This is a genomic window from Atopococcus tabaci DSM 17538 (assembly GCF_000429585.1).
Taxonomy (GTDB): Bacteria; Bacillota; Bacilli; order Lactobacillales; family Carnobacteriaceae_A; genus Atopococcus; species Atopococcus tabaci.
Window position 1 is genome coordinate 39,022 of the sequence record NZ_AUCD01000008.1, and the last position, 15,350, is coordinate 54,371.

Consider the following 15,350-nt stretch of genomic DNA (forward strand, 5'->3'; position numbering starts at 1 on the left):
ATCATCCGACTAACTTCTTCATAATTGAATACAATTTCTGCACATCTTCAGGTCTGGAATCTCCAGTTTCTTTATCAATGATTGAGCTGTAAACATGAGGAATGATTTTCTTCACTCCAGCATCCAACGCGATTTGAAGAATCTCTTCAAAGTTGTCTAGCGTAATGCCCCCAGTAGGTTCCAACATAAAGTCTTCTTCCGCACAAGCTTTCGCTACTGCTTCATATTCTTCTCTGTAAGTCAGCCCTTTCATTGGGAAGTATTTTACCGAACTTCCACCCATATCTTTTAAAAGAGCAATTGCTGTTTTAATAGGCACTTCTGCTTTTTCTTCTGTTTGGCTGCTTAAAGGCCCAGTAGCAATGTTGACATACCCCACTTTACCAGTAGGCGAAATTAACCCATTGACAACTGTGTCACTTTGATTCAGTAGGGCCCGTGAAGTTCCAACTCCAGTAAACACCTGATTTACATGTTGGGGCTGAAGTTTTCCGGAAATTCGAGACACCATTTCACTTTGTCTAGGATCACCAGCACCCAGTCCGACAGATAATGCATTGTCTATGGTTTCTTTATAATGCAGCATATCTTCAATCGCTGCTTCATCAGAATCGTAATTTTTCGACAAGACTCCTAACAGAATATGTCCTTCTGCAGCATCAAAACACTCTTTGGCGTTTTCTACTGAGTTTGCCAATATGTTCAATGAAATACGGTTATTAAGGTACTTTGGAGTGACGTTCATTCGTTGTCTCCTTTTATTTTTTAGTCAAAATTTCTTTCATACGGATAATGATTTTATCCATTTCTTCTTCATTGACTGAACGAATATCAAATTCAATAATGCCATTATTCGCTTGATGTTCTCGTGTGTAAATAGCCAGCTCACCTTTTTTCAGTTCTTCAATTAATTCGAGTGCGTTCAAAGGAGCATCGTCTCTTACCACGACTTTAGCTCGATAAATTTCCCTACCTGCCGGATCTTGTGCAACAGACACGTTGATTCCCGGAATTTTAGATAATTCTTCTATAAAAGGAGACAATCTTGCTTTCATTTCTTCTCCCGGCTCGGCTCCTTTTTCCAAATATAATTCAATAGCTGCGGCAAGCCCTAAAATATTTTCCTTACCTATTTTCATCGCTCGGCCAATACCATATGACTGCATCCGGACCCATTTCACAAGATTGCCAGCGCCAATCACAAGTCCAGAAGTTGTCCCTTCCAATGCTTTGGCTCCACTGTAAATAACCAAGTCGGCTCCCGACTCGAGGTATTTATGTAAATCCTGTTCGGCAGCCGCATCAATGATCAATGGCAGGTTGTGTCGATGAGCCACATCCACTGCCTCTTCTACCGAAAGCATACTCTTTTGAACGGTATGGTGACTTTTTATATAAAGAATGGCCGCTGTCTCATCTGTGATCATTTCTTCAATAAGCGCAGGTGTGCATTTATTCGCGTATCCTGCCTCAACAACGACTCCACCTCCCAATTCCACCATTGTTTCTACTGGTGCGCCATAATCTACGTTATGACCTTTGGGAACAATAATTTCTCGTTGGGTAATTTTTTTCGAAAAAGGATGATGCAAGTGATACATACTTCCCTTTCCAATTACGGCTGCTACTGACTGCGCAATTCCCGCAGAAGCCGAAGAAACGATATGGGCATCTTCTGCTCCAATTAGTTTGGCAACATATGCGCCTACATTTTCTGCCAACTGGTCCATCACAAAGAAGTTTTTCCCTCCGAATTGTTGCGCTTCTATAGCTTCATCGGGGTATTTTGATACTCCTAATGCAGTCATTTTCCCACTTGCGTTAATAACTTCTGTTAAATCGTATTTCTCATAAATCGACTTCATATATATTTCCTCCAACAATAGCTTTTAACGGCTGAATCTTTTCTTTCGTTTGGCGGTGATTGCCGTCTGAGTCCACTAAGTCTTTTTCTTTCTCTTCAATAGTGAAGATCGTCAAGTCCGCATCGTACCCTTTTTTTAATTGTCCTTTATTTTCCAGTCGAAAATTAGCAGCCGGAGCAGCAGTGACCTTTTCAATGATCTCTTCCCATGAATATCCAATTACATGCATTTTTTCCATAGTGGTTGCAAAGTCATATACTGGTCCCTCTGTTCGATTCGTATAGTAGATATCAGTGCTGATGGAGGATGCCTTTATTCCTTCTTTCAACGCCACTTCAGCCACATGAAAATTGAAACTGGCTGTTCCATGACCGACATCAAAGATAATACCTTTTTCATAAGCATCTCGAGCAAATGGTTTTATTTTATTTATTCCCTGATCCAAGATACCGTTTGATTTTCCATTGAAGCAGTGGGTGACAATATCTCCTTTAGACAAATAAGACAAGGTTTCGTCCAGTTCTGGAGGCGCACTTCCTATGTGAACCATCAAAGGAATATGTTTGTTCTCTTCTTGAATTTTTTTCGCCAACTTCAAAGGAGTGATGCCATTGTCTCCAATAACAGTTTTACTCATACGGGCTTTGATACCCACGATAAAATCTGATAGGTCTTCTACCGCTTTTTTAGCTAATTTTTCTTGAATTTTCTCTAAGTCGGCTAGTTCATCTTGTTCAACAATCCCCCATTTGGAAATGTTCAACATCGCATACACATTTGTTCTTGCTTCTTTTGCTGTTTCGTAAAAGTCATAAATATTCTCTGCCCCGGTTGTACCTGCATCAATAATCGAAGTAACCCCTGCTTTTACACCTATTTCATCGGGATAATCGTAGTACAAATCCATTTTTTCATAACAGTGTACATGATCATCAATCCAGCCAGCAGATACATACTGCTTTTTATTTAACTCAAGCACATCCGATGCTTCTTCGGTTATGCTTTCTTTGACATCTACAATTTTTCCATTTTCAATAGCGATGTCTACAACGGTTCCATTTATTAGCTTCCCGTTTTTAATGAGTAAATCAATCATAAACTCACTTCTTTCTTATTATTGAGCCACTTCTGGCAATGTTCCGCCTAATAGTAGGTAAATTCCACCAACAATAATAGCTCCTAAGATGGCTCCACCCACCATCGGTCTTTTGTATTTATAAAATATGACGGAACCAATAATTGCGCCTACTCCTACAGGAATACTATAAGAAACTGCACTCAACAAAACCAACGGTCCTAAAGCTTCTCCTGATTGGTTTCCTGCTCCCATCATGATTGAGGTGGCAGTTGCCAGAGATAAGTCAGGAGCCAATTTCCTGATGAGGATCATTACAGCGCCAATCACTACGCCTACAGCAAACCCTGTCAAAAGGGACATTCCAAAATTTGTGACCAAAAACCCTAAACCAGCGGACAACAGCAAGGCAGGAATTCCTACACCGATACCTGTCATCAAGGAACCACCAATATCTAAAATCCCGACCAGTGGACCTTCCAAAATACGAGCAATCAGAAATCCAACAGCGAACGCAGCTGGTGCCGTGTAGTCGCCTGTTTCTTGACCAACGTTAAACATCTCACCAATGTAGATTTCATTGAACAGTCCTGTACCACTTTCAAGGAACAATGATGTCCCTCCGATGACTCCAGCAGAAGCCATACCTAACAACAAAATAAAGGCGGAATCTTTCTCTAAAAATTCTTTTATTTTATTATTCATGAGTTACTCCTTCTTAATGATTAAAATAGATCGAACAAGACCAAGTGGAATTCTCTAAAGTAAGCGATTAGTAAAATCAATACGATTGTAATCGTAAACATGGTAATGGTGCTTCTCTTTTTGTATCCTTGTTCTTCTGCGAGTGTCCCGCAAAGAATCCCAAAAATTACTCCTGGCAGAGCATTTCCTGATACCATAGCCATTAGTCCTCCGAAGACAATCGACCAGACACCAGTTGTCCGTCCCGAATCCATGGCAGCCCAAAGGAATAACAGCGGCATGATTAAATCAATCAAGTTTTGTGCTGCAGGTGCCAATATATCTCGGGACATTTGCGCCAAGTCTACAGGAACCATAGAGGCGGAGGTATTCAATAGGATATAAACAGCAGCACCAATGATCGCTCCCCAAAATGTCATCGGAACAATATGTTCTTTAAAATCTCTCTTGTTTCCAAAGTTAACGATTGCCGCACTCCAGTTAGGAATGACGCGGTGCAATACATCTTGTGTCAATGAACCCGTTCCCACTGCTGAGGCTGCAGATGTAATGAAAAAGCCTAATCCAAATGAAAAATGTGAAATGGGGTCTCCGTTACTTGCGTTCAACTCTCCTAGTGTACGAAAGGCTCCCATTCCTTGAACTTCAGGAGCTTTAAACATTCTGACAGCTCCTGCTGAAATAGATGCCCCGACTAATACTCCGATGATTAACGACTTAAATATCAACTCAATCATTACTTTTCACTCCCGTCAAAATCAACATAATCAATACTTAGCTTTATTTTTGCTTGAATGTTCCATGTTTCTCTTATCCTTTTCATAAAAAAGAATAAAAATGCTTCTTCTCTTTCTTCTTTTACAACTTGCGTCAACACCACATCGTCTGTCCGGATAGCCACTACAGGTTTGGAAAACTCAGCTCCTACCTTTTTGCGCATCTCTTTGAATGCTTGCTCGATCGCTTGATGCTTAGTTTCCCCTTTCCCTGAAACTTCCACCCATTGTATGTCAGTTTTTAGATGGCTACTCATTTAAATTTTTCCATTCTTCTACTAGCCTTTTTCCCAGCTCTTCTGTGTCCATAAATCCAAATCCTAACACTTGGTTCCCTGCTCGAAGTGCGCCTACGCCTGCTTCTACTGTTCTCAAATGATGCTCTGCTTTATAACCGTGTTTGGTTTGTGCAGTGATGGCTCCTGCACCTCCGGATCCGCAAAATGAGATGCCAATATCTCCGTCATTTTCTTTCATAACATCACCCAATTTCATATCTGCAGTCACCCCTTGGATGACAATAGCTGTTCCCCCCGCTTCTTCGACTCCCTTCGCCACCTTGTTTCCTTTTCCGAGTCTATGCCCGATAACTACTACTGGTTTATTCATTGGTTAGTCTCCTTTTCATTTTTTAATTGTTCAAAATAAATGGTTAACAAATAATTTTCAAAATCCGTCGTCTCAAATGCTCTGGACTGGTTCAAGTGGTCAACAAAGTCTTTTGTCAGTTCTTTCGCTGTTTTTGACATTTCTTCTGTTTGGTCGAGATCTAAGTCGTTTTGTTCATCGTTATCAATCCTCTCCATTAAGGTGATGACATGGTTCCAAAAGACAGGCGTCGTTTTTTCAATCTGCAAATTCTTTTCCACGAAAAACTCTTCGATTAACCCTACCTCCTTCGAATACTTTTCAATATCAGGTACATGTTCTTTAATAACCGTGTACTGTTCTGCTTTCATCTTGTTCTCCTTCATTCACAATATATTGATACAATGCGTACCTTTCGCCATAAGGGATTCCTTTTCCGATAACATTTTCAATCAGCTCAAGAAATTCAGCCATTTTTTTAGATACTATAGGATGTTCCTTTTCAATTTTGATCACTTCTTGCACAACTTCTTCATCGTCATCGATAAAGTCCGATTGGAAATAACGAGGCAGCGCAATGATCAAGTGGATTGTGACTCCTAAGATTTTTTCTTGATTGATCCGGTATTCAGCCGGCAGGTCTACCATTAAATTGAATAAAGTCAAAAATAAGTTCGAAAACACTGCCGCACTTTCGCTGGACACATTACTTATTCCCTGTATTTCTTCCATGATTGTCTGTGTTTGTTTAGGGGGAAGCGGAAGAGCTGATACTTGAGTGCCATAATCCAATAACTGCTGAATTTTGTTGACATCTTCTTGCCCTAAAAAAGAAGAAATTTTGATCACTGGTATGCCTACTGCAGGTAAATCTATCGTACTGACGATAAAATCCGCTTTCAAAACTTTTTGTCTTTTCAACAGATGAAAGGAAGAGACACAATCAACCACCTCAATATTGTCAAAAATATTGGTCAACCTTGTTTTTAACAATTTTGAAAATCCTCTTCCGGTTCCACAAACGATGTAAATGTGATACTTCTTTTGTGAATGATGAGAAATGTTTTTATACAAGTAAATCGTCAAATAACTCACTTCATCTTCAGAATACGTTAAGTTGAACTCTTCTGCGAACACCCTGTACAAAATTTTTGCTGCAGAAAAGAATTCTTGATAGTTTTGTTTGATTTGGTAAAAAAGGGGGTTCGGCTTTTCTTTTATGCCTAATCGAGCTCTTCTTAAGACTTGTTTCAAGTGAGGCGTCACATCTTGAATAAAATCATCTGAATTAAATTTATAGGAGGAGTACCGTTCATTCACAATATCCGTCATCTTATTCAATACCCGATCCAAGTGTTCAGCTGTTTCCGCTTCTAAATGATCGTCTATAAATACGTTGTTATCGGTCATCACTTCAACTAGGTAAAGTAATTCATCAGGGTCGTAAACGCCCCAATATAACTCTGTGAATAATTCATGTGCGAACGTATACTCTCCTTGGAATTCTTTATATATATTTGCTTCCTCGATTGAAAATCGAATTTTGTTTTTCATTCGAAGGCCGCCTACATACAAATGTAAAAACAGGTGAATATACGCATCTCCTGATATCCATACATTCCATTTGTTCAATGTTTTATTCAACGTTTTTTCTATCCTGATCAGACGCTGTTCATCGATGTTTTCTCCATAGTGTGAAAAGACTTCTTGGAAAGCGGTTGAAATTTCCTGCTTGCCTGCTTTCTTTAATTTCTCGTACAAGGTAGTTGTGTAGTAAGAACGAATGTCTCGCTCGTCTCCAACGAGCGAAATATCTGAAGAGTGATTCGATTGAACCGTCAAGTTTTCGGGAAGTCCCTCTTTCCCCTCTTCAATGAACTTTTTTATTGAGAGTTCACTGAAATAAAGTTCTTGTGCTATATCTTTAATATTCGCAGGGTCTTTGACGAAGAGAAGGTACAACAAAATTTTTGTAAAATCTTCTTGTTTTTTTTCTTCTAGTTCATCATCCATAGAATATCTTTCCAAGACGAGCGGCTTATCTTCCGGAGGAATATAATATCCCATACCTTTTTTGTTCAAAATACTCAAGTTCGCTTTTTTGAACTCCCGCCTCAAAGTCGCGATATCGTATTTTATTGTTCGTTCACTTACTCCATATTGAGTTTGAAGTTGACTTATACTAGTTGGAGAGACGTTATACAACAAAGTATGGATTAAGTCACGTTGTCTCTCATTCACAGTACCCCTCCTCAATCTTTTTAAAAGCGGTTACAAAATTGTCCCGCCTTAGCAACTGGTAGCTTCCGTCTAAAAATCATTTTGTTCGCACTAAGTTTGAGAGAGTTTGATAGACTCCGCTGTTGTTATTGGAATCAGTGAGGTAGTTTGCATACTCCTTTACATTATCCAACGCATTAGCAACTGCGTATGAGTTAGGAGTACAGGCAAACATGGAAATGTCGTTTTCTGCATTCCCGAATGCAATGATCTGTTCTCCACTTAAGTTCTTCTCTTCAAGAACTTTCTTTAATGCATTTCCTTTGCTGACGCCTTTTTTGACAATCTCCACTGTCCGCTCTGAAGTTTTTGTCATGGAATAACTGGACAGAAGATTGTTTTGATTCAATTTTTTCATTAATGAATCAATATATTCTTTGTCTTGATTAAGAGTGATTTTATTGATTTTTTCAGGTACGTCTTCCATACGGTTTACAACCGTTGAAAAAGGGTATCCATCCCTCATATCACTCAACCAGCCGTAAGATCCTCCCGTCCATGGATAATTATGAGGTAAACGCATTTCAGTCCGAATTTTCTTTTTAAGCTCATAAATTTCTGCTGACATGTAAACATAAATTGCATCGTCCAAATTAAATTGAATTTCAATAGTTTCATCTCTAAGAGTATGAAATATTTCCTTGCTGTTTTCTTTACTCAAATAAGAAAGTCTTTCTCTTTTACCGTCGGCCAGATTCAAAATCGATGTTCCATTGCCATCGATCAATATGCCATTATGTTGAAACATATGTAATTGTTCAGCGTAAGCGATCATCCGCTTGTAGCCCCTGCCGCTTGCTAAAATCAACAGTATTCCTGCTTCTTGCAACTCTATCAAAAGGTCAGTTGTTTTGCCATCAATCTTTTCCTCATCATTTAATAAGGTTTCGTCTAAATCGCATACAATACAGTTTATTTCTATCTGTCTCACCTCCACAATGAAATAGTAACACAAAGAATTTGAAGTGCCGCAATACATTTTGCACTTTCGTAAAGCGTTTGCACTTATGATAACAACAAACGGTCTTCTGACTTCCATTGCACATAAAAAAGCCCTGTTTCTCCAGCAATCTGGAAAAACAGGGCTTCTTCTTTTCTCATTAAGGAATATACCGCCGGCCTCTCCGGAAAAGGTTGCGCGTCGTGAACAACTGGAACGCGGCACTGTTTAATGCGAGTCCGAGAGCCAAGGCGCCGGCCACCAAAAACGTGTCAATTGCGTACTGGGAGCCGCCCGCATTGTCGCCCCCGATGAACGAGCGCATCATGTTGAATGCCACCCCTCCAGGAACCAGCGGGATGAGGCCCGGCATGATGAACAACGTGACGGGTGTTTTGAGCGTCCGGGAAAAGGCCTGCCCGATCAGTGCCACAAAGAAAGAAGCGGCTGTCGTACTGATGAACAAATGGATATCCCACAAATGAATCATGACGAATGAAATCATCCACCCGACGGCTCCCGTCAGCCCCGAATGGAACAAGTTGTTTTTCGGGATGTCATAAATGATGCCGAAGCCGATAGATACCACAAAGCCTGATAGAAATTGTACCAAATAGTCACTCCACTCCACGCCGCTTCCCTCCTATACAATGGATAGCACGCCTGCCACACCGATGCCGATCGCTGCAGCGGTCAAAAAGGCGTCCGCCAAAATGCTGAGACCCGACACATAATCTCCCGCCATCAAATCCCGGATGCCGTTTGTGATGGCTCTCCCCGGGACGAGCGTCATGACACTGGCAAGAATCATCGTATCCATATTTTCGCCCACTCCAATTGTTCCCATAAAGACCGCCAGCAACCCGATGACAAAGGCAGAGGTGATTTCCGAGAAAAACTGGAGGTTTGTGAGCCGGTTGATTTGTTTGAAAAAGATGTAGCCAATGCCGCCTGCGACGGCTGATCCTGCCAAATCCAGCCAGCTTCCTAAAAACATCAGCGCGAAAAATCCGCTGAGAACCGCAGCAGCGATATACCGCTCATATGACTCATAAATCCGCCTTTGGTTGGTGATGATTTTCAACTGGGCGCGGGCTTCCGTCACCGTCAATTTTCCTGCCGTGATTTGGCGCGACATTTCGTTGGCTTCTTTCACTTTCCCCAAATTGGTATCACGCGTCGGGACACGCATGAGCCGGTTATACACGTCGCCGTCTTTTGTTTCCACGTTCAAGATGATGGTGTTCGGAACGCAGTATACATGAATGTTCAAGTAGCCGTAGCTCTGGGCGACACGGTACACCGTATCTTCCACCCTGTACGTCTCTGCGCCGTTTTCCAATAATAATTTCCCGATACCCATGCATAAGCCGAGTGTATCCGAGATGTACCGCTCCATTTTGGTGTCCCTCCTTCCAGCGAAACCATTCTTTTCCCATCATAACAAAAAAAGGGCCTCAGCCATATCACTAAAGCCACCAAACTTTTTGCTGAATGCGGTCGTATTTCAAACTCATGCTCTTTTTCGACTTACCAGTTTAAGATAGAGCCGGTGTATTTCAAACTCGTACTCTCTTTTATCACTCGAGTTTAAGATAGGACCCCTCTATTTCAAACTGGAGCTCTCTTTTAACCCTTGAGTTTAATTTAGCGCCTGTCTATTTCAAACTCGACCTCTCATTTGGCTTGAAGGAAAGGAACAGTGGAAACCAGGTTTTGAACCCATTCTTCATATATTTTTCAACTTTGGTTATCTGAGTGAGTCTGCGAGCTCAAAGCTCTGAACATGATAAAACTGCTCCTCCGTTAAAGAGAAGCAGTTTTTATTATGATGAATTTGGACATATTACAGTTTAATAGTAAAAATATCCATTATCTGACAGCTAAAACTCTTAAAGAGAGTCTTTATCGAATATAAGCTTTTAGAACCATGACTTCTTTACCCTCTCCGACCGGCACCAAATCATATTCTACGACTTTCTCTGGAATAATGAAGGTTTCGCCGTAATACACATCAAATGGTTCGAATTGATCAGTCGGTGAAAGGACTTTTATGTGGTCTCCCTCAACTAAATTAAGCATATTTACACTCTTTTCAGTCTTTTGAGATATTTGTCGTGAAAAAATTAATCTACGTGTTTCAATACTCTCCAACTCGTGTAATCCAGTACGTTCTTCTCTGAACCCTTCTTGTTCATGCATCACATCAACCTTGTTATAGAGCTCTTCTTGAACAAAGGTTTCATCGAAGTCAGTATTAATCACATGCTTCCCATGATGTATAGATATTGGTCTCGGCTTCCCATCCAAATCCAGTCTTCCCCAATCCCACAGCTTAAATGTAAATCGATTTGGAGTTGAACTGATTTCTAATACGACACAATCTCTACCACTAGAATGAATAGTTCCTCCTGGAATCAGCAAATGATCATGCTTCTTAACCGATATTTGGTTAATGTATTTCTCGTCATTAAACTCTCCAGTTTCTTGAGCTTTTTCAAGATCGCTTACTAGTTGTGAAGCCTCAATCTCGTTTTTTACCCCTAAATACACTTTAGCGTCTTTTTTACAGTCGAGAATATAGTAACTTTCATCTTGTGTATATTTTGCACCGAAATTTCTATACGCGTAGTCCAGTGTGGGATGGACTTGCAAGCTAAGGTTTTGGCCGTCCATTGTATCTAAATAATCAAAACGGATAGGAAAATCTTTTCCATATCTTCCAAAAACTTTTCTCCCTAGTAATTCCTTAGGATATAAACTTACGATATTCTGCGCTGGCATTTCGATTTCGATGCCGTCATTAAATAAAATGATGCTGTTTTCTTCTGGCACACCATCGAAACACCAAGCTAAATTCACTTCATCGCGCCCTACATCAAATTTTTCCTGCATCCACTTTCCGCCCCAAACTCCCGGTTCAAAAAATGGAACCAATCGAAAAGGCTGTTGAGTAAATTCAAATATGTGTTCCCGCATATCAGAACCGTGTATCATCTTTGCTTCATTTTCGTCTGTCATATCTATATAAAAATCACACTTTGGCAATATGTTTTCTTTCAATTCTAAAGCGGCTGGCCACTCAAAATAGTAAGCTCTTTTTAGTTTTTCACTAAAATCAGTTTCTTTATATCCTTTCCAATTGATTAACCCTTTTTTATAACGCTTTTGTATTTCCCACCTCGGAATATCCAAATAAATCAATGTATCCGGAGTAATAACGTCTGATGCACAAACTCCCAGAGCAACAACTGGCCCGCTGTGATGTTGAACTTTCTCGTAAAGCCTCTTTAAAGCAATAGGTGAAATAAACTCAAAGAAATTTCTATGAGAAAATCTTCCAAAGACTTTATCTTCAGTCAAATCTTCCTGGATTACTTTGAAAATGTCTCGGGAAGAAAGAAAAAGATCTTCGGTGTCAAAAACTAATGCTTCCGGAAGATGTTGCTTCACTGCTTTTTCCAGCTTACTGATTTCAATTCCAGGATGACTCTCAATCGCTATCTGTTGAGAACCAGTCTTGTTCATTTCACTTATTATTTTATTCGTAATGTTTTCGATCCCTATAGTGACTTCCACAGGCTTTTTTAGTTTCAGCCCAGGACGCAATCTATACATTTACCTCTCCCTCTCATTGTTTATTACTTCTTCATCCTTCTTTTCTTTATTGAGAGATTGCAGCAGATCCTGACATTCCTCTACCGTTTGAGCAGCCAATAGTTGTTCTCGAAAGTCTTGACTCATCAATTTCCTTGCAAGATGTGCTAGTATTTTTAAGTGTTCATTATCTGTATTTTCAATGGGGACAAAGATGCCAAAAATCAGTTGGATGTCATTGTCCGTATTCCAGCTAATTGTGTGATCGAGCCGTAAAAACACTACGGAAGTTTGTGTGACTGCTTCAGACTTAGCATGGGGCAAGGCAATGCCCAGCCCCATGGAAGTGGATGCTTCTTCTTCACGAATATAGATATCTTCTAATAACTTTTCTCTGTCAGTAATTCGGTTTTGATTCTTCATCGTAGTTACCAAATACTCAATGACCGATTCTTTATCGTTCAGAGTCGCATCTAATCGAATGAGTTCTCCTGTAATGATTCCCATAGTCATACCTCGTTTGGGACTAGTTCATAATCTTCGTCCGTGCGTGTAGTGAAGTAAATAATTGACACTGAGACCGCTGTTCCTACAATAAAGGACAGCAAATACAAAGGGATATTACTTACCAATGGAAGTGTCTCCAGTCCGCCGATCGGAGCAGACAATGTTATCCCCATCGCAGATGTCAATGCTCCTGTCACTCCTGCACCTATACAAAGAGCTGGCAGTATTTTCTTTGGTTTTGCAATGACATAAGGGATAGCGCCTTCCACAAAAAATGCCAATCCCATAATGTACGCCCCTGTTTTCGCCGCACGTAAAGCCGGGCTGAATTTTCTTGGGAAAATGGTTGCCGCTACTGCACAGGAAGTACTGATCACCATTGCACTGCTGCCACAAGCAGCCATAATCACACTAGGGACTGGGTTTCCAGCAGCATCGGTCAATGTGGCGACCGCAAAAAGATACGCTGTTTTGTTGATTGGTCCTCCTAAATCTAGCGCCAACATCACACCGATAATTGCTCCAATCAGGATTGCACTTGTGTCACTGAGACTGACAAGTAAGTTTGTCAATCCGACGTTGATCGGAGATACTACCATATTGACCAATACCATTGCTAAGGACGTTAATAACAACCCTCCAATAGGATAAACTAAAAGAGATTTTATCCCTTCCATCGACCGAGGGAGTTTTTGAGTCAGTCTTTTTAATAACAGAATGACGTACCCACTTATAAAACCAGCTGCAATGGCTCCAAGGAACCCCGATTCTCCGTCACGGGCCAACATACCGGCGATGATTCCGGGTAGAATAGCTGGCTTATCACCGATGGAAAAAGCAATGTAACCTGCCAAGATAGGGAACATCATCCCCATTGCCAGACCACCGACTTGCAGAAACCAAGCAGTCAAAGGAGTCGAAGAACCAAATGTTTGTGATGTGGCATTCCCTACATCAATTAAATAAGCCAAAGCTGTAATGATTCCTCCGCCAATAACAAACGGAAGAAAATAAGATACACCTGTCATTAAATGTTGATATATTTTCTTTCTGTTCATTTTAATCCCTCCTAATATTCACTTACTCGCCCTTGTTCTACTTCATTAAAAATCTTTTCAGCATTACGGATAGCATCGGTTACTGAGACTTCGATTAATTTTTTTCCTCTGAACCGCTCCATTTCTACTCTTGTATCAGCAGCTATAATTACAAATTCTGCTTGAGAGATATCTTCTATAGTTAAGGGATTCTCTACTCCTGATGATCCGTTCGTCTCAATCTTTGCTTCGTACCCCTTTTGTTTTGCAACAGTTTCTAAGTTTTCAGCTGCCATATATGTGTGAGCAATTCCTGCAGGACATGCACAAACTCCGATTACTTTTTTCATATTAATTCTCTCCTCTATTAATTTTTATTATTCTTAATTCACCCGATTGAAGACGGGTTGTTTTTTCGTTCATTGCTTTTTCTTCTGTCTCTTCAAGATTAGTAACGACACTCGTATTTTTTGAAATGGCTCCTTTTAATTGTCCGGCATCCACTTCTTCCGCCTTACTGTTAAACACTCTCAACAGATAAGCATTGGATTGATCGGATTTTACGAGACTCCCAAAAACCCCTTCCCCATTTTCAATCTCTAGAAATTCACATTCCGTTGGCAGTTGATTTTTTAATGGGTTTGTCGGGAAGTAATCAATTGGATTAATGGACTTGTCAAACGACTGTTTTTGATACACAGATGAATCTGTCGCATATTCAACATACTGATTGAATACAGTGTTTTCTTCAAACTCTGTTTGGTAGCTTAGTCCCAGTTCGAAATGATTGTCACCCAGCATCTGGCAAGTCGGAGTCTCAAAGACTCTATAATCCAAACCACTAGGTCGTCCCGGTCGTCGGTTCAAATCTGGGTAACCCAGTGCACCATATGCTCTAAAAATTGTTACGCCAATATTTTTGTATCCTTCTCCGACAAATTCATATTCTTTACTGCTTCTCGTATAAACCGTCATCACTTGCTTGTCATGAACTGCTGATACATGATTCAAGAGTGGATAGATTGGACTTGGTTCTTCAAAATATTCTTTTTCTTTCCAGTAGGTCTCTTCTTCGCTGAATGTTTTACGTTTGATGATGCTGTACTGTGTACCTGCAAATGAATGAGTATTTGCTTGTTGTCCTGTAAAAATCAGGCGCACTCTATGTTGCTCTGAATCATTGTTGAATGTGCCAGAAATTTTGATAACCGGAGATTGAGTTTCGAGCCTTAAGTTTATTTCATAGTTCAGGATTCCCGTTTGCTTTTTCTCTTTTCTTTCTTGTAAATTTCTCGGCACCTCCATACACCCACTGATTTTCATCGACTGCTCGTATGGTGAAGCAGTGTAATCAATGTTCGCATGTTCTAATTGATCTGTTATCTGCCAATCGTAATCCGGATATGAATAATCGAAACTGTCACCCTCATCTCCGGCATCTTCAATGAGTATGGCTTGCTCGTGAATGGCTTGCGTTCTTTTATCTAGGATATGCACCCCTTTTTCATCATGAAAAATTTTATAGAACTCATTCTCAATGAAATGTGAAGTTGGAACAGGAAGTGTAAACGCCGCTTCTTCCTCTTCTTTTATAAAATAAGTTTTATAAGAAATTCCTTTCATTTTTTTTTTTGAAACTGAATGTCTGTTTCATAACGTAAATTTCAAGTTTAAGTTAGCCACCCCCATCGAGGGAAAACGTGGCCATACCTAATCGGTATATTGCTGTCTGTTTTGGCTCTTGGTTTAGGCTGCCGCCTGTTCCTGCCGGATGGCCTTCACGAAGCAATCGTGTGGCGTCTGGTAGGCTAGGATTTTCCGCGGATAGTCATTCATCCACTGCTGGATCCGGAGGCAGTGGGCTTCGTTCACCGCGCTGATAGCTTTTCCCTTCGGGAGGAAGCGGCGGATGAGCCGGTGCTGGTTCTCGCTGGTCCCGCGTTCCCAGGAGCAGTAGGGATGGCTGAAATAGACGTCCAC

Annotated in this window: 18 protein-coding genes; all 18 read right to left on the reverse strand. The window is 40.5% G+C overall.

Annotated elements, in window-relative coordinates; translation table 11 throughout:
- Window position 1: 1 nt before the first annotated feature.
- The gene (gene dagF, locus G470_RS0102405) at window positions 2-745 is read right to left on the reverse strand and encodes a 2-dehydro-3-deoxy-phosphogluconate aldolase (protein ID WP_028273440.1); all 744 of its coding nucleotides are present in this window, start codon (window positions 743-745) and stop codon (window positions 2-4) included.
- A 13-nt stretch (window positions 746-758) separates the two neighbouring features.
- Window positions 759-1,865, reverse strand: a complete 1,107-nt coding sequence (locus G470_RS0102410; protein WP_028273441.1) for a DgaE family pyridoxal phosphate-dependent ammonia lyase — start codon at window positions 1,863-1,865, stop codon at window positions 759-761.
- Window positions 1,849-2,961 (reverse strand): amidohydrolase/deacetylase family metallohydrolase, encoded by a 1,113-nt coding sequence (locus G470_RS0102415; RefSeq protein ID WP_028273442.1) that lies wholly within the window; start codon window positions 2,959-2,961, stop codon window positions 1,849-1,851. The genes G470_RS0102410 and G470_RS0102415 overlap by 17 nt, the downstream gene beginning before the upstream one ends.
- 18 nt (window positions 2,962-2,979) lie before the next feature.
- Complete coding sequence (locus tag G470_RS0102420) at window positions 2,980-3,645, reverse strand: DUF4310 family protein (protein ID WP_028273443.1); 666 nt, start codon at window positions 3,643-3,645, stop codon at window positions 2,980-2,982.
- A 20-nt stretch (window positions 3,646-3,665) separates the two neighbouring features.
- Window positions 3,666-4,382 carry a DUF4311 domain-containing protein gene (locus G470_RS0102425; RefSeq protein ID WP_028273444.1) on the reverse strand — a complete coding sequence of 239 codons (717 nt, stop codon included), beginning with the start codon at window positions 4,380-4,382 and terminating at the stop codon, window positions 3,666-3,668.
- Window positions 4,382-4,678 (reverse strand): DUF4312 family protein, encoded by a 297-nt coding sequence (locus tag G470_RS0102430; protein ID WP_028273445.1) that lies wholly within the window; start codon window positions 4,676-4,678, stop codon window positions 4,382-4,384. Before G470_RS0102430 ends, G470_RS0102425 begins: the two co-directional genes overlap by 1 nt.
- The gene (locus G470_RS0102435; protein ID WP_028273446.1) at window positions 4,671-5,030 is read right to left on the reverse strand and encodes an SFCGS family glycine-rich protein; all 360 of its coding nucleotides are present in this window, start codon (window positions 5,028-5,030) and stop codon (window positions 4,671-4,673) included. The genes G470_RS0102430 and G470_RS0102435 overlap by 8 nt, the downstream gene beginning before the upstream one ends.
- On the reverse strand, window positions 5,027-5,380 hold the full coding sequence (locus tag G470_RS0102440) for a hypothetical protein (protein WP_028273447.1): 354 nt from the start codon (window positions 5,378-5,380) through the stop codon (window positions 5,027-5,029). The genes G470_RS0102435 and G470_RS0102440 overlap by 4 nt, the downstream gene beginning before the upstream one ends.
- Complete coding sequence (locus G470_RS0102445) at window positions 5,352-7,250, reverse strand: BglG family transcription antiterminator (protein WP_028273448.1); 1,899 nt, start codon at window positions 7,248-7,250, stop codon at window positions 5,352-5,354. Before G470_RS0102445 ends, G470_RS0102440 begins: the two co-directional genes overlap by 29 nt.
- Before the next feature lie 76 nt (window positions 7,251-7,326).
- Window positions 7,327-8,220 carry an HAD family hydrolase gene (locus G470_RS12435; RefSeq protein ID WP_205617868.1) on the reverse strand — a complete coding sequence of 298 codons (894 nt, stop codon included), beginning with the start codon at window positions 8,218-8,220 and terminating at the stop codon, window positions 7,327-7,329.
- A 169-nt stretch (window positions 8,221-8,389) separates the two neighbouring features.
- Window positions 8,390-8,860: a threonine/serine exporter family protein gene (locus tag G470_RS0102460; RefSeq protein ID WP_028273450.1), complete on the reverse strand. Its 471-nt coding sequence runs from the start codon at window positions 8,858-8,860 to the stop codon at window positions 8,390-8,392.
- 12 nt (window positions 8,861-8,872) lie between these two features.
- The gene (locus tag G470_RS0102465; protein WP_028273451.1) at window positions 8,873-9,628 is read right to left on the reverse strand and encodes a threonine/serine exporter family protein; all 756 of its coding nucleotides are present in this window, start codon (window positions 9,626-9,628) and stop codon (window positions 8,873-8,875) included.
- Window positions 9,629-10,134: 506 nt separating this feature from the next.
- On the reverse strand, window positions 10,135-11,847 hold the full coding sequence (locus G470_RS0102470; protein ID WP_035444896.1) for a class I mannose-6-phosphate isomerase: 1,713 nt from the start codon (window positions 11,845-11,847) through the stop codon (window positions 10,135-10,137).
- A complete protein-coding gene (locus tag G470_RS12440; RefSeq protein WP_051258375.1) occupies window positions 11,848-12,333 on the reverse strand; it encodes a PTS sugar transporter subunit IIA in 486 nt (161 codons plus the stop codon).
- Window positions 12,334-12,335: 2 nt separating this feature from the next.
- Window positions 12,336-13,391, reverse strand: coding sequence for a PTS fructose transporter subunit IIC (locus G470_RS0102480; RefSeq protein WP_028273453.1), 1,056 nt, complete (start codon window positions 13,389-13,391; stop codon window positions 12,336-12,338).
- Window positions 13,392-13,402: 11 nt separating this feature from the next.
- Window positions 13,403-13,720: a PTS fructose transporter subunit IIB gene (locus G470_RS0102485; protein ID WP_028273454.1), complete on the reverse strand. Its 318-nt coding sequence runs from the start codon at window positions 13,718-13,720 to the stop codon at window positions 13,403-13,405.
- A 1-nt stretch (window position 13,721) separates the two neighbouring features.
- Window positions 13,722-14,993: a glycoside hydrolase family 38 C-terminal domain-containing protein gene (locus G470_RS0102490; protein ID WP_028273455.1), complete on the reverse strand. Its 1,272-nt coding sequence runs from the start codon at window positions 14,991-14,993 to the stop codon at window positions 13,722-13,724.
- A 123-nt stretch (window positions 14,994-15,116) separates the two neighbouring features.
- A partial coding sequence (locus tag G470_RS14530) for a hypothetical protein (protein WP_028273456.1) occupies window positions 15,117-15,350 on the reverse strand: 234 nt, incomplete at its 5' end.